Annotated in this window: 20 protein-coding genes; 5 read left to right on the top strand and 15 right to left on the bottom strand. The window is 70.1% G+C overall.

The genetic code is table 11. The features are described from left to right. Positions 1-39: 39 nt before the first annotated feature. Positions 40-1,617, bottom strand: a complete 1,578-nt coding sequence (locus FBZ90_RS01635; protein WP_145729283.1) for an aldehyde dehydrogenase (NADP(+)) — start codon at positions 1,615-1,617, stop codon at positions 40-42. A gap of 259 nt (positions 1,618-1,876) precedes the next feature. On the opposite strand from FBZ90_RS01635, the gene FBZ90_RS01630 reads away from it, so the two are divergent. The 5 genes from FBZ90_RS01630 to FBZ90_RS01610 all read left to right on the top strand — a co-directional run bounded on the left by FBZ90_RS01630 (position 1,877) and on the right by FBZ90_RS01610 (position 4,912). Then, positions 1,877-2,593, top strand: a complete 717-nt coding sequence (locus tag FBZ90_RS01630; protein ID WP_145729282.1) for a hypothetical protein — start codon at positions 1,877-1,879, stop codon at positions 2,591-2,593. Next, on the top strand, positions 2,586-3,374 hold the full coding sequence (locus FBZ90_RS01625; RefSeq protein ID WP_145729281.1) for a hypothetical protein: 789 nt from the start codon (positions 2,586-2,588) through the stop codon (positions 3,372-3,374). The genes FBZ90_RS01630 and FBZ90_RS01625 overlap by 8 nt, the downstream gene beginning before the upstream one ends. A gap of 22 nt (positions 3,375-3,396) precedes the next feature. After that, the gene (locus tag FBZ90_RS01620) at positions 3,397-3,750 is read left to right on the top strand and encodes a PadR family transcriptional regulator (RefSeq protein WP_145729280.1); all 354 of its coding nucleotides are present in this window, start codon (positions 3,397-3,399) and stop codon (positions 3,748-3,750) included. Continuing rightward, complete coding sequence (locus FBZ90_RS01615) at positions 3,743-4,504, top strand: permease prefix domain 1-containing protein (RefSeq protein WP_145729279.1); 762 nt, start codon at positions 3,743-3,745, stop codon at positions 4,502-4,504. Before FBZ90_RS01620 ends, FBZ90_RS01615 begins: the two co-directional genes overlap by 8 nt. 75 nt (positions 4,505-4,579) lie before the next feature. Beyond that, positions 4,580-4,912: a hypothetical protein gene (locus FBZ90_RS01610; RefSeq protein ID WP_145729278.1), complete on the top strand. Its 333-nt coding sequence runs from the start codon at positions 4,580-4,582 to the stop codon at positions 4,910-4,912. Positions 4,913-4,919: 7 nt separating this feature from the next. Here the strand turns inward: FBZ90_RS01610 and FBZ90_RS01605 are convergent, their stop codons facing one another. The 14 genes from FBZ90_RS01605 to FBZ90_RS01545 all read right to left on the bottom strand — a co-directional run bounded on the left by FBZ90_RS01605 (position 4,920) and on the right by FBZ90_RS01545 (position 18,105). Next, entirely contained in the window at positions 4,920-5,777 is an 858-nt protein-coding gene (locus FBZ90_RS01605; protein WP_186455549.1) for a DUF4253 domain-containing protein, read from the bottom strand. A 72-nt stretch (positions 5,778-5,849) separates the two neighbouring features. After that, positions 5,850-6,620, bottom strand: coding sequence for a prepilin peptidase (locus FBZ90_RS01600; protein ID WP_186455548.1), 771 nt, complete (start codon positions 6,618-6,620; stop codon positions 5,850-5,852). Next, a complete protein-coding gene (locus tag FBZ90_RS28590) occupies positions 6,617-7,459 on the bottom strand; it encodes a hypothetical protein (protein ID WP_145729275.1) in 843 nt (280 codons plus the stop codon). The genes FBZ90_RS01600 and FBZ90_RS28590 overlap by 4 nt, the downstream gene beginning before the upstream one ends. Next, the gene (gene gspD / locus FBZ90_RS01590) at positions 7,456-9,747 is read right to left on the bottom strand and encodes a type II secretion system secretin GspD (RefSeq protein WP_145729274.1); all 2,292 of its coding nucleotides are present in this window, start codon (positions 9,745-9,747) and stop codon (positions 7,456-7,458) included. The genes FBZ90_RS28590 and gspD overlap by 4 nt, the downstream gene beginning before the upstream one ends. Further along, positions 9,744-10,370, bottom strand: a complete 627-nt coding sequence (locus FBZ90_RS01585; protein WP_145729273.1) for a hypothetical protein — start codon at positions 10,368-10,370, stop codon at positions 9,744-9,746. The genes gspD and FBZ90_RS01585 overlap by 4 nt, the downstream gene beginning before the upstream one ends. Positions 10,371-10,398: 28 nt before the next feature. Next, positions 10,399-11,034: a type II secretion system protein GspM gene (gspM, locus tag FBZ90_RS01580; protein ID WP_145729272.1), complete on the bottom strand. Its 636-nt coding sequence runs from the start codon at positions 11,032-11,034 to the stop codon at positions 10,399-10,401. Between the two features lies 1 nt (position 11,035). Beyond that, positions 11,036-12,070: a PilN domain-containing protein gene (locus FBZ90_RS01575; protein WP_145729271.1), complete on the bottom strand. Its 1,035-nt coding sequence runs from the start codon at positions 12,068-12,070 to the stop codon at positions 11,036-11,038. Next, positions 12,070-12,750, bottom strand: coding sequence for a prepilin-type N-terminal cleavage/methylation domain-containing protein (locus FBZ90_RS01570; protein WP_186455547.1), 681 nt, complete (start codon positions 12,748-12,750; stop codon positions 12,070-12,072). The genes FBZ90_RS01575 and FBZ90_RS01570 overlap by 1 nt, the downstream gene beginning before the upstream one ends. Further along, the gene (locus FBZ90_RS27685; protein ID WP_186455546.1) at positions 12,747-13,181 is read right to left on the bottom strand and encodes a type II secretion system protein; all 435 of its coding nucleotides are present in this window, start codon (positions 13,179-13,181) and stop codon (positions 12,747-12,749) included. The genes FBZ90_RS01570 and FBZ90_RS27685 overlap by 4 nt, the downstream gene beginning before the upstream one ends. Before the next feature lie 11 nt (positions 13,182-13,192). Continuing rightward, the gene (locus FBZ90_RS28225; RefSeq protein WP_145729269.1) at positions 13,193-13,645 is read right to left on the bottom strand and encodes a prepilin-type N-terminal cleavage/methylation domain-containing protein; all 453 of its coding nucleotides are present in this window, start codon (positions 13,643-13,645) and stop codon (positions 13,193-13,195) included. A gap of 9 nt (positions 13,646-13,654) precedes the next feature. Continuing rightward, positions 13,655-14,146 (bottom strand): type II secretion system major pseudopilin GspG, encoded by a 492-nt coding sequence (gspG, locus tag FBZ90_RS01560; protein WP_145729268.1) that lies wholly within the window; start codon positions 14,144-14,146, stop codon positions 13,655-13,657. Continuing rightward, a complete protein-coding gene (locus tag FBZ90_RS01555; RefSeq protein ID WP_145729267.1) occupies positions 14,130-15,353 on the bottom strand; it encodes a type II secretion system F family protein in 1,224 nt (407 codons plus the stop codon). Before FBZ90_RS01555 ends, gspG begins: the two co-directional genes overlap by 17 nt. Before the next feature lie 14 nt (positions 15,354-15,367). After that, the gene (locus FBZ90_RS01550; RefSeq protein WP_145729266.1) at positions 15,368-17,077 is read right to left on the bottom strand and encodes a GspE/PulE family protein; all 1,710 of its coding nucleotides are present in this window, start codon (positions 17,075-17,077) and stop codon (positions 15,368-15,370) included. Positions 17,078-17,592: 515 nt separating this feature from the next. Next, entirely contained in the window at positions 17,593-18,105 is a 513-nt protein-coding gene (locus FBZ90_RS01545; protein ID WP_145729265.1) for a hypothetical protein, read from the bottom strand. Positions 18,106-18,217: the final 112 nt, after the last annotated feature.

The following is an 18,217-nucleotide window of genomic DNA, read 5'->3' as shown; positions in this document are numbered from 1 at the left end:
AAAGGGGCGGGCCGTATTTCCGGCCCGCCCCGCGGCGACTTACTTGCCGGGCTGCACCACGCCGTCGACACGGCGGTTCAGTCCCAGCGGGTTGGCGTGTTTCACCGCCGCCGGCAGCAACGCGTCCGGCAGGTCCTGGTAGCAGACCGGGCGCAGGAAGCGCTCGATGGCCAGCGTGCCGACCGAGGTGGTGCGCCCGTCGGAGGTGGACGGGTACGGACCGCCATGCACCATGGCGTGGCAAACCTCCACGCCCGTGGGCCAGGCGTTGGCCAGGATGCGGCCCACCCGGCGCTCCAGCGTCGGCACCAGGGCGGCAGCGGCGTCATAGTCCGCCTCGTCCAGGTGCAGGGTGGCGGTCAGCTGGCCTTCCAGGCCTTCCAGCACCGCCTTCACCGCTTCCAAATCCGGGCAGCGGACGATGACGGAGGAGGAGCCGAAGACCTCGTGCGCCAGGGCCGGGTCGGCCAGGAAATCGGCCGCCGTCACGCTGAACAGCACGCCGGAGCAGGTGTTGCCCTCGCCCTCGGCCGCCTGGGCCAGGATGGTGGTGCTGGGGCTGTCGGCCAGGGCCTTCACGCCCTGCTTGTAGGCCTTGGCGATGCCGGGGGTCAGCATGACCAGCGGCGTGGTCCGGCCGATAGCCTCGGTGGCGGCGGCGATGAAGCGCTCCAGATCCGGGCCGTCCTGGGCGATGACCAGGCCCGGGTTGGTGCAGAACTGGCCGGCGCCCATGGTGAGCGAGCCGACGAAGGCCTGGCCCAGGGCCTCGGCCCGCGCCGACAGGGCGGCAGGCATCAGCACCACGGGGTTGATGCTGCTCATCTCGGCATAGACGGGAATCGGTTCCGGACGGCTCTGGGCGATGCGCACCAGGGCCAGGCCGCCGGCACGGGAACCGGTGAAGCCCACCGCCTTGATGCGCGGGTCGGCAACCAGGGCGCCGCCCAGTTCGTTGGTGGTGCCGCTGAGCAGGCTGAACACGCCCTCGGGCAGGCCCAGTTCCTTGACGGCGGCGGCGATGGCCTCACCCACCATCTCGCTGGCGCCGGGGTGGGCGGGATGGCCCTTCACCACCACCGGGCAGCCGGCGGCCAGGGCCGAGGCGGTGTCGCCACCAGCGACGGAGAAGGCCAGTGGGAAGTTGCTGGCGCCGAACACGGCGACAGGGCCCACGGCGATGTGGCGCAGGCGCAGGTCGGCCCGCGGCAGGGGCTTGCGCTCCGGCAGGGCCGGATCGACGCGCACGCCCAGCCAGTCACCCTGGCGGACGACGCTGGCGAACAGGCGCAGCTGGCCCATGGTGCGGCCGCGCTCCCCCTCAAGCCGGGCGCGCGGCAGGCCGCTTTCCTGGCCGACCCGGTCCAGCAGGGCGTCACCCAGGGCCAGGATGTTGTCGGCGATCTTTTCCAGCAGGCTGGCGCGCAGCTCCAGGCTGGTCTCGCGGAAGGTGTCGAAGGCGGCGGCGGCCAGGGCGCAGGCCTGGGCCACATGATCGGCGCCACCCTGGGCGAAGGCGGTGTCCAGAGCCGCGTTGGTGGCGGGATCAATGGCGGTGAAGGTGGCGTCGGTGGCGACGCGGGCGCTGCCGATCAGCAGCTTACCGTGCAAAGACATCTGGTGTTCCTATCCCTTCGGGTGGCCCCTGACCGGGCGGCCTGGTGTCGGGGCGCCGTCCCTTGTTAGCCAAATTTGTACGATAAATCCACACTTCCCCCGGCCGCCGGCCGTGGAAGGGGAGCGGGATCGACGGTCGCGTCCGGAATGTAGGCCTGATACCGGTAACATGCAATGGCGGGGCAGCCATCGCCAGGGCCATTGCCATACCTTTCACGGCAAGGTATGATGCCTAGCATCACAAGGTATGCGAGGGACCATGTTCACCCGTTTACGTGAACGCCTGTTGGCGGCCGGCATAGCGCCGCGCCATGCACGCCGCTATATCGCGGAATTGCGCGAGCACGCCGCCGACCTGGCGGAGGAAGAGATGGCCAGCGGCCAGTCCCGGGTCGAGGCGGAGACGCGCGCCCTGGCCCGCCTGGGCACACAGGAGGATTTGGCCCAGGCGCTGCTGCGGCGCGGCGATTTCCGTTCCTGGGGCGCCAGGGCGCCGTGGGCGGTCTATGGCATCGGCGCCGTTCTGAGTGTGCTGGCCACCACCACCCTGGCGCTGGGCACCCTTTTCGCCATCATCGAGATATACACCCCCGCGCCCGACACGCCCGCGATGCTGCCAAGCTGGTTCGGCAGCGCGGTCACCGTCATCAGTTATGGCCAAAGCCTGGCCCTGCCCCTTCTGATCGGCGCCGGCTTCGCCATCCTGGCCGCGCGCCAGCGGATGCCTGTCCTATGGCCCAGCCTGGCCTTGCTGGCGGTGGCCGTCCTGGGCGCCGGCAGCATGTGGCACATTCAGCCCCCCACCACACCGGATAGCCAATGGTCCATTGGCGTCGGCACCATGCTGCTACCCCCTTACGGGCATCTCGGTACCGCCATGGGGCACATCGCCATGAACCTGTCGCTGACCCTGGTTCCCTATCTATGCTGGCAAAGCTGGCGTGGGACGGGCCGGCAGGGCACTGCCCATGCCTGACATTTTCACTCCCTTGCAGGAACGCCTGCTGGTGGCGGGAATCGCCCCCCGCCACGTCCAGCGTTATGTCGCCGAGCTGCGGGAACACGCGGCGGACCTGACCGCCGATGGCGTGGCGGCCGGCCTGACGCGGCCGGAAGCGGCTGCCTGGGCCGCCAGCCGGCTGGGCACGACGGACGATCTGGCCCAGGCCATGATCCGGCGGGGCGACTTTCGATCCTGGGGTGCCAAGGCCCCGTGGGCGGTTTACGGCTTCGCCCCCTTGGCGGGCGTCGCGGCCTGCTATGGGCTGGCGCTGGCCGCCCTGATCGGCATCCTGGTGTCGCACCGCCCCTACCCCGGCGCGCATCCCATCCTGCCCTCCTGGTTCGGGACGGCGACGGCCACCCTGGGCTATCTGCACAGCCTGGTCCTGCCGCTGCTGATCGGTGGCGGCGTCGCCTGGATGGCGGCCCGGCAACGCATGCCTGTCCTATGGCCCAGCGTGGCCCTGCTGATCATCGGCATCGTGGGCGGTGCCGGCGTGTCGGAGGTGCGGATGCCCACGGAACCGGACGGCTTCATCGAGCTGGTGGTCGGCTGGTCCTTCATCTGCCCGTACGTCAACCTGGACATGGCGCTGCGCCACACCGTGGTGATCCTGCTGTTGACCCTGGTGCCCTACCTTACCCACCACATCTGGACCCACCACATCTGCCGCGCGGCCGTGCCAACCGCCGGGGACGTGACCGCTGGAGACCAGGGCACCGACCTGGACTCCATCCCCCTGATCAAAACCTGAAACAGTCCGCTTGAGGCCTTCCATGGCAGAGAACAATTCCAACTTCATGAGCGGCGTGCCCGAGCTGCTGGTCCTGCGCCTGGTGCGGGAAAAGGAGATGTACGGCTATGAGCTGGTACAGGCCATCCGCGAGCGCAGCAACGACGCCATCGCGCTGGGCGAGGGCGTCATCTATCCGGTGCTGCACGCACTGGAACGGGACGGCGCCCTGTCCTCCAACCGCAAGACGGTCAATGGCCGCAGCCGGGTCTATTATTCCCTCACCGCGACGGGGGTCCGCCGCCTGGACGATCTGGCCGGCAACTGGTCGCGTTTGACCGAGGCCATCCAGTCGGTGCTGGGTGGCCCTGCCATCGGAGGGGTCAGCCATGCCTGATGTTTTCACCCCCTTGCGTGAGCAACTGCTGGCCGCCGGCGTCGCCCCCCGCCACGCCCGCCGCTACGTCGCGGAACTGCGGGACCATGCCGCCGACCTGGCGGAGGAAGAGCAGGCCGCCGGACTGGCGGAAGCGCAGGCCAGGGCGCGCGCCCTGCAGCGCCTGGGCACGCCGGATACCCTGGTGCGCGCCATGGTGGCGCGGGGGGACTTCCGCTCCTGGGGCGCCCGGGCGCCGTGGGCGGTTTACGGCCTGGGGTCGATGCTGGGCCTGGTCATGACCTACGGGCTGGCCATTGCCGCCGTCGCCGCCATTGTGGAGACGCATCGGGCATCCCCCACGGCGCGGCCCATCCTGCCCGACTGGTTCGACAGCGCCTTCGCCACCATCACCTACATTCACGGCCTGGCCCTGCCCCTGGTTTTGGCGGCGGCATTCGCCATCATGGCCACGCGTCAGCGCATGGCGGTGCTATGGCCCAGCATCGCCCTGCTGATCATCGGCATCCTCGGCGGCGCTGGAGTCTTGGACTTCATTCGTCCCGCCGATCCCAACGCCCCGATGGAATTGGAGATCCGGTTGGCCCTCAGTTCCCCCTGGCCGGGGATGCATAACTGTTTGCGGCACATCGCCATCAACCTGCTGCTGACCCTGGCGCCCTACATCGCCTGGCACGTCTGGCGCAAGGCCTTGAACGAGTGTTCCGGCCCAGAGGACGACGTCCCCCTGGGCAGCGGTTCCCAACTGACCTGACAGGGGACGAACAAGATGGGGCGATCGACGACGGGGGCCAGGCTTCTCGTGATTGGCCTGGCGGGCTTGGTCCCAATGACAGCGCTGGCGCAAAGCGGGGCGCCTGCCCCGGCCGCGCCCGTGGCCTCGCCGGCCACCACCTCGTCGCCGGCGGAGGAAGGACCGATACTGGGCCAGGACATCATCATCACCCCCAGCTTCCTGCCCACGCCGGAAGAGGTGAAGGCCTTCCATGATGAAGAGTACGCACGGCTGAAGGGCTTGTTCGCGCCGGAGGTCCGGCCCGTAAGCCGGGGCGATGGCCTGACCCGCAACAACACCCAGAACACGGGCACCATCGCCGGCGCCAGGTCCGTCAACTGCGCCAGTGTGGGCGAATGCCGGTCGGTCTACACCGCCGACAAGTGAGAAGCTGTCAGTCCCACCAGAAGAACCAATAGGGTGTTTGCAGAAGGCCGCCGGCCAGCGCACCGACAGTCCCGACACCCTGGTCGACGATGTCCCGGCAATAGCGATATTGGTTTCGCGCCAGGTCCCAAGCCTCGGCCTTATCCGCCGGTCGGCGGTCAACACGTAATTCCATGGTGTCGTTGCAGAGAACGATCAGTTCCGCCCCGTATTTCTCATGCCAAACGCGGAGTGCGGCGACATGGGACTCCGGCGGCGGGCATTCATTCCAACCACCCCAGCGCAGATAGGCCGGTACCTGCCAGCCTTGGTCCGTTGGGATCAGCAGGATATGCACGCGCGCATAGGGCTTTTGATTGTGGTCATGCACCACACTCAGCCTGGGTGGCCCATCCGGCATCGGCGGGAAATCCTCCCAATCGTCTTCCATCACGCCGGTCTGGTCTTCATCTGGGCCGTCGGGCCACCTATCCATGATCTCGGGAAAGCGCAGTCCCTCCGCCTCTCTCAGAATTTCAGAAGGCGCCAGCGTCGGTACCATGTCGGGAAGCGCGCCGGGAAATACTGCGGGATCGCTCAGGCTATAATGCTCGGCCAGCCTTTCCATCGCATCATCGTCGCCGACAATGATGGGCCAGCCACGCCCGGCCGCGCGCAGGCGCAGCCAATGGTCCCATGCCTGGGCTCCTGGTACGGTGATACGCTCATAAGGCAAGGCCGCCATCATCCGAGCATGCGTGGCGACCACCTCCGCCCTGCGGCTGGCGGGCACCCTGCTCAAGTCAGGTCTAATTACGGCCGCGGTTGGTGAGGTGGCTCTGGAACCCAGCGCCGTGAGAAGGCGGCGCAACCAGTGAACGATCATCGCGGAATCCCTTCTCGCTGGGCACATCCTTGGTTCAATACCGTCACCGCTTAGATGGAATACCACAACCCATCAAAGGACGCCCCAGGCCAGGGCATAGAAAGCGAGGGCGATGGCGGGACCGAAGGGCATTTCGGTCCACTCCTGCCCCTGATGCCGCCGGGCCAGCCACCACAGGGGATAGGCGACCAGCCCCAGGCAGGCGGCGGCCAGCACCAGCCAGGGCATGCCGCCCGGCCCGATCCACCAGCCGGCGGCCGCGAACAGCTTCACATCGCCCAACCCCAGGGCGACACGGCGCAGGCGGCGGCTGAGGGCCCAGCGCACAGCCCAGAGCAAACCACCGACGGCCAGGGCCGCCGCCAAACCCTGGGCCGGCGGCACCGTCCACCCCGCCAGGCTGCTTCCCAAGCCCAGCAGCGCCACCGCCAGGGTCAAGCCATCCGGCAGATAGCGGTGGCGCAGGTCGATGACGGCGCTGGCCAGGAGCAGAATGGCCAGCAGGCATAGCGCCGCCGTCTCCGGCGCCCAGTCCAGCCGCGCCACCGCCGCCATGAACGCCAGCGCGGCCAACGCCTCCCCCACCGGATAGGCCGCCGGTATGGGCGCGCCACAGCAGCGCGCCCGCCCGCCCAGGGCCAGCCAGGAGAAGACCGGCACCAGGGTCATGGGCGCCAGGGGCGTGCCGCAGTTGGGACAACGCGAACGGCCGGCCACCCAGGGCTCGCCACGCGGCAAGCGCCAGGCCAGCGCCATGGCGAAGCTGCCGCCCACCAGGCCCAGCAGGACGGCGAGCATGAGGGAGGCGGCCGTCCACAGGCTGTCGTCCGGTGCGTCCATCATGGAACCCCGCCACGGTCGGTCATGACGCACGCGTCGCGGCCCGCCAGGACCGGCCGCTGCCATTCCAGCGCCAGCCATGGGGATTCGGCACCGGTCCCCGCGCCCGCCGCCTGGCGTCCGACGCCCCGGTACAACAACACGCTACGCCGGACCTGGGACCGCCCCTCCTCCGCCACCATCACCCGCAACATACCACCGGCCACCAGGCCCAGCGGCCCCTCCCCCCTGTCATCCGGCACCGCCCTCCGCCGGGGCGTCAAGGGCGCCAGTCCATGGAAGGGTCCCCGCGCATAAACGGTGCCCCAGCGGCGTAGGCAGGCGGCGACGTCGGCGTCCAGGCCCGGGATGCTGTCCAGATCCTCCAGCGACCAAAGGGCGCGCAGGGGGTCGATGGCCAGCTCCAGGCCACCGGCCCCGGGTGGATCCATGCCCCGCCAGGCGGCGATGGCATCCGCCGCCTGGCGCGCCCGGCCTTCGGCGAAGCCAAGTCCGTGGATGGCTTGTCCTAAGGCTTTGCGTGACAGGCCGTTCAGGTCGATGCGTCCGGTTTCCGGCGCCACGGTGACGATCAGGGACTGGCCGTCGAGCACCAGACGCCGAGGGGGCGGGATATCCGTGCCGCCGCGCGCCAGCACATCATCCAGGGCGATCCAGGTGGCCGCCGCCGCGCGCTGGTCCTGCCCCACCGTGAGGGAGGCGGCGCGTGCCAGCTTGCGCGCCGAAAGGCCGTTGCCCATGACCACCAGGCCCACCGCCGTGGCCATGGCCAGCAGGAACAGGACCAGCAACAGGGCATAGCCCTGCTGGCGCGTCAGTTCCTGGCCGTCCCCCGCCCTCATTTGTCCGTGGGTGTGGCTGGCAGGGGCACGCTCTGGACGGGGGGCGGCACCGTGGCCGAAGGCGGCGTGGGCATACCAGCGGGCATGCCGCCGGCGCCGGCGAAGATTTCCAGGCGGCTCATGCTGGCGCGCAGCGCGTCCGTCACCTCGCGCGCCCGGGTCGCGTCGCGCACGATGACGGGGCGCAGGAACACCAGCAATTCCGTCCGGCCCTTGGTATGCCCATCGGTGCCGAACAGCCTGCCCAGCACCGGGATGTCGCGCAAGTAAGGGATGCCGGCACCGGTGCGGCTGGACGTGTCGCTGATCAGGCCGCCCAGGGCCACCGTCTCCCCATCCTGCACATTCACCACGCTGGTGATCTTGCGCTGCTGGATGGTGGGGCTGTCGATGCCGGACGTGGTGGTGTTGGTCACGGTGCTGACCTCCTGGTTCACGTCCAGCACCACGGCGCCGCTGCGGTTGATGCGGGGCGTCACCTCCAGGATCACGCCGGTGTCGTGATATTCGACGGAATTGACCACGGCGCTGTCGCTGGTCAGGGTGCTGGTGGCCGACTGCACCACCACCGGCACCTCGTCGCCCACCTGCAACCGCGCCGTTTCATTGTTCAGCACCATCAGGCGCGGAGCGGACAGCACCTGGACATCGGTGACGCTGGACAGCGCGTTCAGCACCACGCGGGTGTTGGGCGTCAGGAAGGTGTAGTTGAAGTTGGGATAGCTGGCGCCAACGGTGGACCCGGTGGTGTTGGAAAAGCCCACCGTGCTGCTGCCCCGGTCCAGGAACCATTGGACCCCGAAATTCAATTGGTCGTTCAGCGTGACCTCGGCGATGGTCGCCTCGATCAACACCTGCTCACGCGGGGCGTCCAGGCGGGTCAGCACCTGTTCCAGCAGGGCGTACTGCGCGCCGGAGCCGAAGATCAGCAGGGCGTTGCGCCGCTCATCCGCCACCACACGCACCCCCTTCAGTTCCGAAAGCCCGTCTTCCTCCCCCCCGCCCTCGCCGCCGCCAGCGGCCGGGAGAGTGGCCCCGCTGTCCACCGGGCTGGGCGGGGCGCTGGCGGCGGAGCCGGAGGCGCCGGTCGCGGTACTGCCGCTAGGGGGGCCGCTGGCGGAGCTGCCGCCCATGGCGGTGGACGGGCCGCTGCGGCCCGACGATGAGGTGCTGGCGCCCATGGCGCGGGCGCCAGCGCGGCCCCGCCCCTGCTCCACCGCCGGCTGCTGTTGCGTGCCGGCACGGCCGACCAGGCGATTGAGGGCGTTGGCCAGTTCCACGGCGGACCCGTTCTGCACCTCATAGAAATGCACGACCTTGCCGCCATCGGGACCCGGCCGATCCAGGCGCTCCACCCAGGCGCTGACGGTAGGCAGCAGGTCGGGCCGCTTGGCCACCACCAGCAGGGCGTTTAGGCGGTTGATGGGCACGAAATCGACCATGCCCTGCAGGGGGCCGTTGTCCAGCTGCAGCACGCGGCGCAGCTCCGCCTCCAGCCGGGCGGGTTCCACCGCCTGCAGGGTGTGGAGGGAAAAGGACAGCCCGGCCAGCCAATCGACATCGAAGCTGGCGATCAGCTGGGTGAAGGACTCGATCTCATGCGCCGTGCCGTTGACGATGAAGATGTTGCGCCCGGCATCGGCCAGCAGGATGAAGCCCTGGCGGGTCAGGGGGTGGACGATCCTGTCCAGCTCCGCGACCGAGACATGGCGGATGGGCACGATGGCGGTGCTGAAGCCGGCCGCGCGCTCCGCCGCAGACGGCGCCTGCACCGGGGCCTGGCCAGCCGCGTCCGCTGCCGGCACCACTTGGTAGAAGCCATCGCCGCCCACGATGGCGAAGCCCTGGGTGCGTAAGGCCGCGTCCACCGCCGCCAGCGCCTGCCCCCGCGCCAGCGGCCGGGTGGTGCGGATGGTCACCTGACCCTGCACCTTGGGATCGATGGTGTAGTTCAGGCCCAGCATGCCGCCCAGAACGGCATCGAGGACGGAGCGGACGTCGGCGTTGACGAAGTTCATCTCCACCGGTTCCCCCTCGCCCGCCGCAGCCGGGGCCACGCCCGACATCGGCCGGGTCTGGCGCACCAACTGCCCCGTGCCCGCCACGGTCTGCGGCGGAATGCGAGCGGGGGGCGCGCCGGGGCCGATCACGCTGCCGGCCGGTGCGGTGGAGGCTGGCGGCGACGCGGGCAACGGTGTGCCCGGCCCCCGCGTCACCGCGCTGTCCGCGCAGCCGGCCAGGATCAGGCACACAAGCAGCAGGCGGGGCGAAGGGCGGGGGTGCGTCATGGCTGCCGTCTGTGGGGCTGGTCGGGGGGCGGTCGCGAGGGCGGATGGCTGGGCTGGACCTCCATCTGCGAGGGATCAGGCTGCCCCGGCGGCGGCACGCCCGACGGCGGGATATCCGCCGGCGCCACGCCCCTTGACGACGGAACCGTCGGGGGCGGGGGCGGGGACGGCACCAGGGGGGCGCCCATCGCCGGGGGGGGCGGCACGGCCAGGGGATAATCGCGAACGGCCACCCCCCGGCGCAGGCGCAGGTTGGACCGCCCGATGGCGTCCACCGTCCAGCCTTGCAGATCGTCGCCCAGGCGCACGCTGAACGGCTTTTGCGCCTTGCGGTCCACGCCGGTGGCGGCCCCGCCGCCGGGGCCGGTGACCACGCCGGTCACCTGCAGATCCGGCCCGTCGGAGGCCACCGGCGCGCCCCCCTTCAGCGGTGGCCGGCGGTCGGGCGTGAACAGCGGGCGTCGCGCCGCCTCACCCGGCTCCGCGGACAGGCCCATGGGCGTGGGCCCGGCCAACGGCGGCAGTACCGGAAGCGGAGCCTGCGCCCGCACCGACGGGTCCGACGCGTCGACCGCCACGGCCAACGCCAGTCCGGCGCCGACCACCAGGCCGACACCCGCCAATAGCAGGGCGGTCCGGTCAAGGGGCCCCCTAGGGGCCGGCCAAGTCGGCATAGGCGTCGATCTCAATGTCTAGGGTCACGGAATTGGCCTCCCCAGCGGCGGAGCCGCGTGCGGCCCTGCCGAAACCGGGACCCGGCACCACCGGTTCCGGCGCGTCCGTGCGCAGACGCGCGGAGCGCACCAGCAGGCGGGGGCGTACGCCGTCCAGGGCCGCCAGTGCATTGGCCACCGTCACGGCGTCGCCCTGCGCGGATACCGCCAGGTGGATGCGTCGGTAGGTCCCCTGGCCCGCATCCGGCCGGGCCGTCAGGGTGTTGATGGTGACACCGGCCTGTCGCAAGGCGCCGCGCACGTCGCCCTCCGCATCGGCCTGCACCGCCGCCGCGTCCACCCCAGTGCGTAACAGGGTGTGGACGCCCAGCGCCTGGTCGACCTGGGCGGCGCGGCGGGCAAGGTCGTCCTGCTGGGCCAGCAGCGCGCGCGTAGCGGCCAACTGCGCCAGGCGCGCGGCGCGGCGGGCGGCGGCGGCCTCCACCCCATCCACCAGGGGGGCAAGGTAGAAGTAGGGCGGCAGCGCCAGCAGGCACAGGGCGATGGCCAGCACGAAACCGGGACGCAAACCGCGCGGCGGGGAGGAACGGCGGGGGGAAAGCGGGGCTGTCATCTCAGGGCCGCCCCACCGCAAGCGATGTCGTCAAGGTGAAGTCCCGCGGGGCGCCACCCGCCTGGCCCGCGACGGGGGCGGCCGGCGGAGAGGCCACCGCGTCCGGCGGATCGGTGAAGCGGGGATCGACGAAGGGGCCCGCCGCGCGCACCCGGGCCAGCACATCCGCCAGATCCAAGGCCCGGCCCTGGATGGTCACCGCCTCCGGCGTCAGCGCGACATCCTTCAGCCAGACGCTGTCGGGCAGGGCGAGCGCCAATTCATCCAGCACCTGGCCCCTTCCCGGCTGCGCCAGCAGCAGGGCGGTGCCGGCGGCATCGGGGCTGAGGAACAGAATGCGGTCGCGCATGTCCCGCACCACACGCGCGTCCTTGGCCACCACCGCCAATTTCTGTTCCACCATGGCCGTCTGCCGGTCCAGGATCCAAAGGGCAACGGCGAAGGGGATGGGCAGGGACAGCCAGAACAGGCCGGCGGCGGTGGCCAAACGCAGGAACCGCCGGCGCACCCGGGCGGGATCGAAGCGCAGGAATTCCGGCGCCGGCCCTGCCGCCGCCGCCGTGATCCCAGCCGGCGTCAGGCCCACCGCCGCGGCCCAGGCCAGCGCCGCCGACAGCACGCTTCGCCGCACCATGTGGACCCGGGCGGTACCCGCCCCACCGGCGGGCGGCCCAGCGGGTGACCCAGCGGGTGGCAGGGTCACCACGTCCCAAGCCAGCAGGTCCGGCCGCAGGGGCATGAAACGGTGGGCCTGGATCTCGACGAACCCCCGGGCATCGACAATGCCGCCCAGCAGCCGCCCCTTGGGCAAGGGCACGTCCACCGCATGCACGTCCGTCGGGTGCAGCACCAGGCGGATGGGCATCCGGATCGAGGGCGCCGTCAGGCCGGCGCCGCCCGGCGACAGGAACAGGACGGGCACCTCCAGCCCCAGGATACGGCGTCCCCACGGGGGCAAGGCGGCGGCGGCGCCGTCCGCCAGCGCATCCATGGCCAGCACGGCCAGGCGTCTCAGGCGGTGGGCCAGCGTGGGCATCAGCCACCCTCAGGCCGGCACGCGCCCCGCACCGGGTCATAGGCGCAGAGCACCCCGCCACGCACCACCGGGGCGGCGATCATAGGCGGCCACGCTTCCCCGCCGGCGGGGGCGACATCCAGGCGCACCAGGGCCGGAGACGTCGCGGGGTCCGCCCAATGGTCGGTCCAGGCGTGGGCCTGGCCATCGAAATAGGACCAGGCGATGCGGGCGGCGCCGTCGATCAGCAAGCCATCGCCCGGCGGTGGACCGTCGGGGCGCAGGGGCGCCACCCGCAGACGCAGGGCCTCATGGCCGGGCGCCCCCTCCACCGTCAGGGCCATGCGGTAAAGCCCACCGCGGCCCAGCCCAACGGGCAACGGCGCCAACACATCGAAATGCCGGGCATCGCGGCGCAGCGGCGGCAGGTCCGCACCCGCGCGCGCCAGGTCACCCGGGGTCAAGGCGTTGATCACGAGGAAGCGGGTGAAGTCGTGCACGCGGCCAAGGTCGGCGGCGGCCCGCTGCAGGGCACCGCTGCGGTCGGCCATGCGGTTCATCAGGGGCAGCAGGCCGACGGCCGCGACCGCCAGCATACCCAGCAGCGCCAGGGCCACCAGGGCCTCCACCAGGGTCATGCCGCGACGGCCCCCGGCGGCGGCGGGCGCGGCATCGGGGGTGGCGAGAGCGGGTGTCATCATGGCGGCCCGTCCACCAGCACGCGGCTGGTGACGGTCGCCAGAACAGGGCCATCGGCCCGCCGGCCCGCTCCCGGCATGGCGGCCTCTGTTCCCCCTTCTCGCGTCACGTCTGGTTTCATTTCGCGGACTTCTACCCGATAGTCGCGGTCCCCCGTCGGCGAAAGGCGCCCTGGCACAATTTTGACACGGTAGGGCAAGCCCGCGCCCGCCCCGTCCAGCCCCACATCCCTGGGCTGGTCGTCCAGCGGCAGGGCGACACCGACCTCCGCCGCGACGGATTGGGCCAAGCGCAGGGCCGCCGTCTCCCCCCAGGCCTGGCGGGCGGACCATGTCCCGGACCAGGCCGATTGCATCAGCAGGACCGTGCCGAGGCCGAAGATGGCCAGGGCGATCAACATTTCCAGCAAGGTGAAACCATCCGCCCGGCGCATGCGGCCCTTCCTTATTCCCGGTGCACGGTGCCCAAAGGCCAATCCACGCGCACTGTGGCGGCGCGGTCGCCCTCGCGCAGGCGGATTTGGGCACCGGGAGACCAGCCGCCGGGCAGGAAGACGACAGCACCCGGGCGCGCGCCATCACCGCCTTCTATGGCCAAATCCACCGCCGCGATGCGCCGCAAGCGGCGGCCGGCCGCCCCGCCGGCGGAGCGCTTGACGTCATCCAGGGTGAAGAGGACGGGGTGTCCCGTCTCCATGGCCTCGACCTGCCGGTTGCGCAGCTCATCCTCCAGCGCGGAAACGGCGGCGGTGAAGCGCAGGCCAGGCAGGCGGTCCTGGATGCCGAGGGCCAGCGCCGCCCCCAGGATGCCGATGATGACCAGCACCACCAGCACCTCTACCAGGGTGAAGCCGGCCTGTCGGGAGGGCGTACCCCGCCCTGGGAAGCACCCGGCCATCGCCCGGCCCTACCAACTGGTGACGTCGCGGGCGTCGCCCTCGCCGCCCGGGGCGTTGTCGCTGCCAAGGGAGAAGATGTCATAGGCGCCGTGGTCGCCCGGCGCCTTGTAGCGATAGGCGTTGCCCCAGGGATCGACCAGGGCCTGGCGCTTGCGCAGGTAAGGGCCGCGCCAGTTGGCGTCGCCGGCCGGCGCGGTCACCAGCGCCTCCAGCCCCTCCTGCATGGTCGGATAGCGCCCGACGTCGACGTAGAACAGGTCGACGGCCGCCACCAGGGTGTTGATCTGGGCCTGCGCCGCCTCCCCCTTCGCCTTGCCCAGGCGGGCCACCAGGTTGGGGGCGACCAGCAGGCCCAGCAGGCCGATGATCACCAGGACCACCAGAACCTCGACCAGGGTGAACCCCTGCTGCCCGCCCCATCGATCACGAAGGGGGCGATCACGAAGGGGGCGATCACGAAGGGAGGGATGTTGTTCCAGGATGTCAGAGGGCGATGTCATTCAGGCTGAGGATCCCCGCGATGAGGGCGGCGAAGATGCCGCCGACCATGCTGCCGAGAACGAGGGTTAGGATGGGCGTCACCAAAGACAAGGCCCTATCCAGGGCTACGCCCCTTTCGCGCTCCAACACTTTCGATAGATCCAGCAGCCCCTGTGGCAGGCTGGCGGTCTGTTCCGCCAGGGCCAGCATGCGCGACAGGCGGCGGGGGAACAGCGGTTCGGCCTGCACGGCCCGGCTGAGATCCGACCCACCGCGCACGGCGACCCGCACCCGGTCGGCCGCACTGGCCAGCGCGCGGTTGGCGAGGCAGCCGCCGGCGGTGGCCAGGGCGGCAGCGAGAGGCACCCCACCGCTGAGCAGGCTGGCCAGCGTGCGGGTGTACAGCGCCAGCTGGGCATCGCCGACCAACCGGCCCAGGGGCCCCGTGGCCACCAGCAGCGCGCGATCCAGGCGCAGCCGCAAATCGGGCTGGCGGTAGGCGCGGACCAGGGCCAGTACGGCCAGCGCCCCGCCGGCCAGGATGCCGGGACCGAAGCGCCCCAGGAAATCACCGATGGCCAGCACGGCGGACGTGGCGGCGGGCAGCTTGGCCTTGCTGCCGGCGAACAGGTCCTGGAACTGCGGCAGGACGTAGCCGGCCATCAAGGCCAGGGCGGCCAGGGTCAGCAAAGCGATCAGCGCCGGATAGACCATGGCGCTGACCAGACGCTGGCGGAACTGGGCGCGGTCCTCTTCCAGGGCCGCCAGATGGCCGAGGGCGGCCGCCAGGGCCCCGCCCTGCTCACCCGCCGCGATCAGGCCGACGAATTCCGCCGGAAACGCCGGCCCTTGCGCGGCCACGGCGGTCGCCAGGCTGTCACCGGCGCGCACCCGGGCGCGGATTTGACCTACGAGCGCCGCGGCCGCCGGGCGCTGCATCTGGTCGCCCACTAGGCCCAGGGCGGGCTCCAGCGCGAAACCGGCGGCGACCAGGTTGGCCAGGTCGCGCACGAAGGACAGGCGCTCCGCCCGCTTGAGATCGCCCGCGCGGCCGGCGCCCCCGGCATGCTTGGCGCCCTCCTCCTTCACCGACAGCGGCGTCAGGCCCCGCTGCATCAACTGATCGACGGCGGCGCGGCGGTCCGCGGCCTGGATGGTGCCGCGGCTGGCGCGCCCGCTGGCATCGACGGAGCGGTAGGAAAAGCGGGTCATGGCCATTGTCGTCATCGTCTTAATCCGTCCTAATCCGCCTTGGTCACGCGCAAAATTTCTTCAGGCGTGGTGACGCCGTCCAACACCCGCTGCAGGCCGTCCTGGTACAGGGGCACCATGCCGCCCGTCTGAACCGCCGCCGCTTCGATCTCCGCCGACGACGCCCCCTGGCGGATCAGCGTCCGCACCGCGTCGGTGATGGGCAGCCATTCGGCGATGGCCGACCGCCCGCGATAGCCGGTGCCGTTGCAGGCGGGGCAGCCCACGGCGCGATGGACGATGGTCTCCCGCGCCGGCAGTCCCAAGGCCGCCGCCGCGTCGGCGGACAGGGTGTGGGGCTGGCGGCAGGTGGGGCACAGGGTGCGCACCAGGCGCTGGGCCAGCACCCCGTTCAAGGTGGAGGCCAGCAGGTAGGGATCCACGCCCATGTCCATCAGGCGTGGCACGGCACCGGCGGCGTCGTTGGTGTGCAGGGTGGACAGCACCAGATGCCCGGTCAGGGCCGCCTGCACCGCCACCTTGGTGGTCTCGCCGTCGCGCATCTCACCCACCAGGATCACGTCCGGGTCCTGGCGCAGGAAGCTGCGCAGGGCATGGGCGAAGGTCAGGCCGATGCCGGGCTTCACCTGGGTCTGGTTGATGCCATCCAGCAAATATTCCACCGGGTCCTCGACCGTGAGGATCTTGCGGCGCGCGGCATCCATGCCGCGCAGGCCGGCATAGAGGGTGGTGGTCTTGCCGCTGCCGGTGGGGCCCGTCACCAGCACGATGCCGTGCGGCCGGTCCAACTGGGCGGTCAGCGGCTCCGCCACCCAGGCGGGCAGGCCCAGGCTGTCCAAGCGCCCGCCCGCCGTCTGCTGGTCCAGGATGCGCATCACCACGTCCTCGCCATGCACGGTGGGGGTGGTGGAGACGCGGAAATCGATCTCACGGCCCTGCAGGGTTTGACGGATGCGCCCATCCTGGGGCAGGCGGCGTTCCCCGATGTCCAGGCCGGCCATGACCTTGATACGGGTGATGACGCCTGCGGCCGTGCGGCGGGGCAACACCTCCGCCTCGCGCAGGATGCCGTCGATGCGATGGCGGATGACCAGGCGGTCGGCCATGGGTTCGACATGGATGTCGGTGGCGCCGGCGGCCAGCGCCGCCTGGATGGCGTTGCCCACCAGGCGCACCACCGGCCCCTCGCTGGCGAGATCGCGCAGGCGCTCGGCATCGCCCTCCAGCAGGTCGGGCATCGCGTCCTGGTTGGCGGCTGGCTGTGCCGGCTCATACAACCGGTCCAGGGCGGCGGCGATGGCCGTGCCGGTCATGACCACCGGCCGCACCGGCCGGCCGGCCAGGAAGGCGGCCGCGCCGAGCGCTTGGCCATCCAGCGGATCGGCCATGGCGAACACCACCTCGGCGCCCTCATCGGTCAGCGGCAGCATCAGCTTGGCCTTGAGGAAGGCCAGGTTGGCCACGTCCATCATCGCCGGCGCCTGGGGCAGGTGATCGGCGGGCCACAGCGCCAGGCCCAGGGCCTGGGCATACGCCGCCGCCATATGCTCCTCCGACACCAGGCCCAAATCCAACAGCCGCCGATCCACCCGGCCGCCGGCCGCCTGCGCCCGGCCCAGCGCGCCCGGGGACAGCTGCCCCTGCGCCGCCAGTGCGGACAGGACGCGATCCAGCGCGCCATCATCCGGGCCGCTGATATCGCTAACAGCGTGGGCGGCTGAATGTTGATGGGGTATCACGTAATAAACCCTTTAAATCGGATATTGGATGTACCGGGTGCGTCGCCTGGGAATAGTTTTAGGTCGTAAAGGTTAATATATCGCCAAGGACCTATGGCGCACTATCTAGCTCTTAAGAGGTAGGTGATTATACTTAATTGAAATACACTTCATAATGCACTGATAGAATTACATTATTCCAAAGATAACCGTACGTGAATTGGGCCTGGGTGTTAACATCTCGTTGCTGGTGGCCCACCCTCTCACACCACTGGCCTATATCCAGGAAGGAGAATCACCGAAAATCAGAAAGAATATTCGTAAAATTTTATACTCCAGGACGATGGCATAAATACCTTCGATTCTGGACAAATACCTGAATCGACTAATATTTTAATGGCGAAAATGTCGGGCGAGGAACAGCGCCAGCCGCGCTTTACGCAGCCTCTATTACACGAGACCGATGCCGCCATCCCCTCGAGGAAGCCCCCCCTTGAAATCGGCGCATGGCTGGACGTATTTGGTAAAATCGTACCCTAAATGCGATCCAGGCTATCCAGCAGCTTGCGCGACCGGGCCAGCAAATCGATGAAGGCCGCATCCTGGATCTTGGCCAGCCGCACGGCGAAGGCCACGGCCTCCGGGTCGCGTTGGCCGGACAGTTCATGCAGGGCGCGCGCCCGCTCCAGCCCCGCCGCCAGGCTGGTGTACCAGTAGACCAGGTCGCGCGGCAGCGGCGTGGGCAGGTAGCCCACCGTGCTGCCCAGGGCACGGAACACGGGCATGTAGTCACGGTCGCCCCGGAAGGCGTGATGCACGACCGAGGGCGCCTCGCCGCAGGCCTGCAGGTCGGCGCGCAGCATGGACAGGTAATTCTCCTCGATATGCTGCGACAGGGCGCCGATCTCGCCGATCAAGGCGCAGGCGATGTTCCGCTTGGCCCGCAGGCGCACACGGCGCTCATGGAAGGTATTGGCGATGAAGCCCGAGAAACCGCCGACGACACCGCCGGCGACGGCGCCCGATATCTGCAACCATGGCAATTCCATCCCACCCCCCATTTGCCCGTCCCCCACTTGGCGCCTGCCCCAACCGACAATACCGGTTCACAGGGGCCACGCAGCGTTAGCCCGCGCACGCTAACCGTTATGCCAACCTGTG

The sequence above is a fragment of the Nitrospirillum pindoramense genome, from assembly GCF_007827955.1.
Classification (GTDB): domain Bacteria; phylum Pseudomonadota; class Alphaproteobacteria; order Azospirillales; family Azospirillaceae; genus Nitrospirillum; species Nitrospirillum amazonense_B.
Note: the sequence above shows the minus strand (reverse complement) of the source record. Positions and strands in the feature narration are given on the sequence as shown.

What these genes read in the sequence shown, in the direction of transcription:
- FBZ90_RS01635 (WP_145729283.1), bottom strand. Translation starts at nt 1,617, where the DNA reads ATGTCTTTGCACGGTAAGCTGCTGATCGGCAGCGCCCGCGTCGCCACC.
- FBZ90_RS01630 (WP_145729282.1), top strand. Translation starts at nt 1,877, where the DNA reads ATGTTCACCCGTTTACGTGAACGCCTGTTGGCGGCCGGCATAGCGCCG.
- FBZ90_RS01625 (WP_145729281.1), top strand. Translation starts at nt 2,586, where the DNA reads ATGCCTGACATTTTCACTCCCTTGCAGGAACGCCTGCTGGTGGCGGGA.
- FBZ90_RS01620 (WP_145729280.1), top strand. Translation starts at nt 3,397, where the DNA reads ATGGCAGAGAACAATTCCAACTTCATGAGCGGCGTGCCCGAGCTGCTG.
- FBZ90_RS01615 (WP_145729279.1), top strand. Translation starts at nt 3,743, where the DNA reads ATGCCTGATGTTTTCACCCCCTTGCGTGAGCAACTGCTGGCCGCCGGC.
- FBZ90_RS01610 (WP_145729278.1), top strand. Translation starts at nt 4,580, where the DNA reads ATGACAGCGCTGGCGCAAAGCGGGGCGCCTGCCCCGGCCGCGCCCGTG.
- FBZ90_RS01605 (WP_186455549.1), bottom strand. Translation starts at nt 5,777, where the DNA reads ATGATCGTTCACTGGTTGCGCCGCCTTCTCACGGCGCTGGGTTCCAGA.
- FBZ90_RS01600 (WP_186455548.1), bottom strand. Translation starts at nt 6,620, where the DNA reads ATGATGGACGCACCGGACGACAGCCTGTGGACGGCCGCCTCCCTCATG.
- FBZ90_RS28590 (WP_145729275.1), bottom strand. Translation starts at nt 7,459, where the DNA reads ATGAGGGCGGGGGACGGCCAGGAACTGACGCGCCAGCAGGGCTATGCC.
- gspD (WP_145729274.1), bottom strand. Translation starts at nt 9,747, where the DNA reads ATGACGCACCCCCGCCCTTCGCCCCGCCTGCTGCTTGTGTGCCTGATC.
- gspM (WP_145729272.1), bottom strand. Translation starts at nt 11,034, where the DNA reads ATGACAGCCCCGCTTTCCCCCCGCCGTTCCTCCCCGCCGCGCGGTTTG.
- FBZ90_RS01575 (WP_145729271.1), bottom strand. Translation starts at nt 12,070, where the DNA reads ATGCCCACGCTGGCCCACCGCCTGAGACGCCTGGCCGTGCTGGCCATG.
- FBZ90_RS01570 (WP_186455547.1), bottom strand. Translation starts at nt 12,750, where the DNA reads ATGATGACACCCGCTCTCGCCACCCCCGATGCCGCGCCCGCCGCCGCC.
- FBZ90_RS27685 (WP_186455546.1), bottom strand. Translation starts at nt 13,181, where the DNA reads ATGCGCCGGGCGGATGGTTTCACCTTGCTGGAAATGTTGATCGCCCTG.
- FBZ90_RS28225 (WP_145729269.1), bottom strand. Translation starts at nt 13,645, where the DNA reads ATGGCCGGGTGCTTCCCAGGGCGGGGTACGCCCTCCCGACAGGCCGGC.
- gspG (WP_145729268.1), bottom strand. Translation starts at nt 14,146, where the DNA reads ATGACATCGCCCTCTGACATCCTGGAACAACATCCCTCCCTTCGTGAT.
- FBZ90_RS01555 (WP_145729267.1), bottom strand. Translation starts at nt 15,353, where the DNA reads ATGACGACAATGGCCATGACCCGCTTTTCCTACCGCTCCGTCGATGCC.
- FBZ90_RS01545 (WP_145729265.1), bottom strand. Translation starts at nt 18,105, where the DNA reads ATGGAATTGCCATGGTTGCAGATATCGGGCGCCGTCGCCGGCGGTGTC.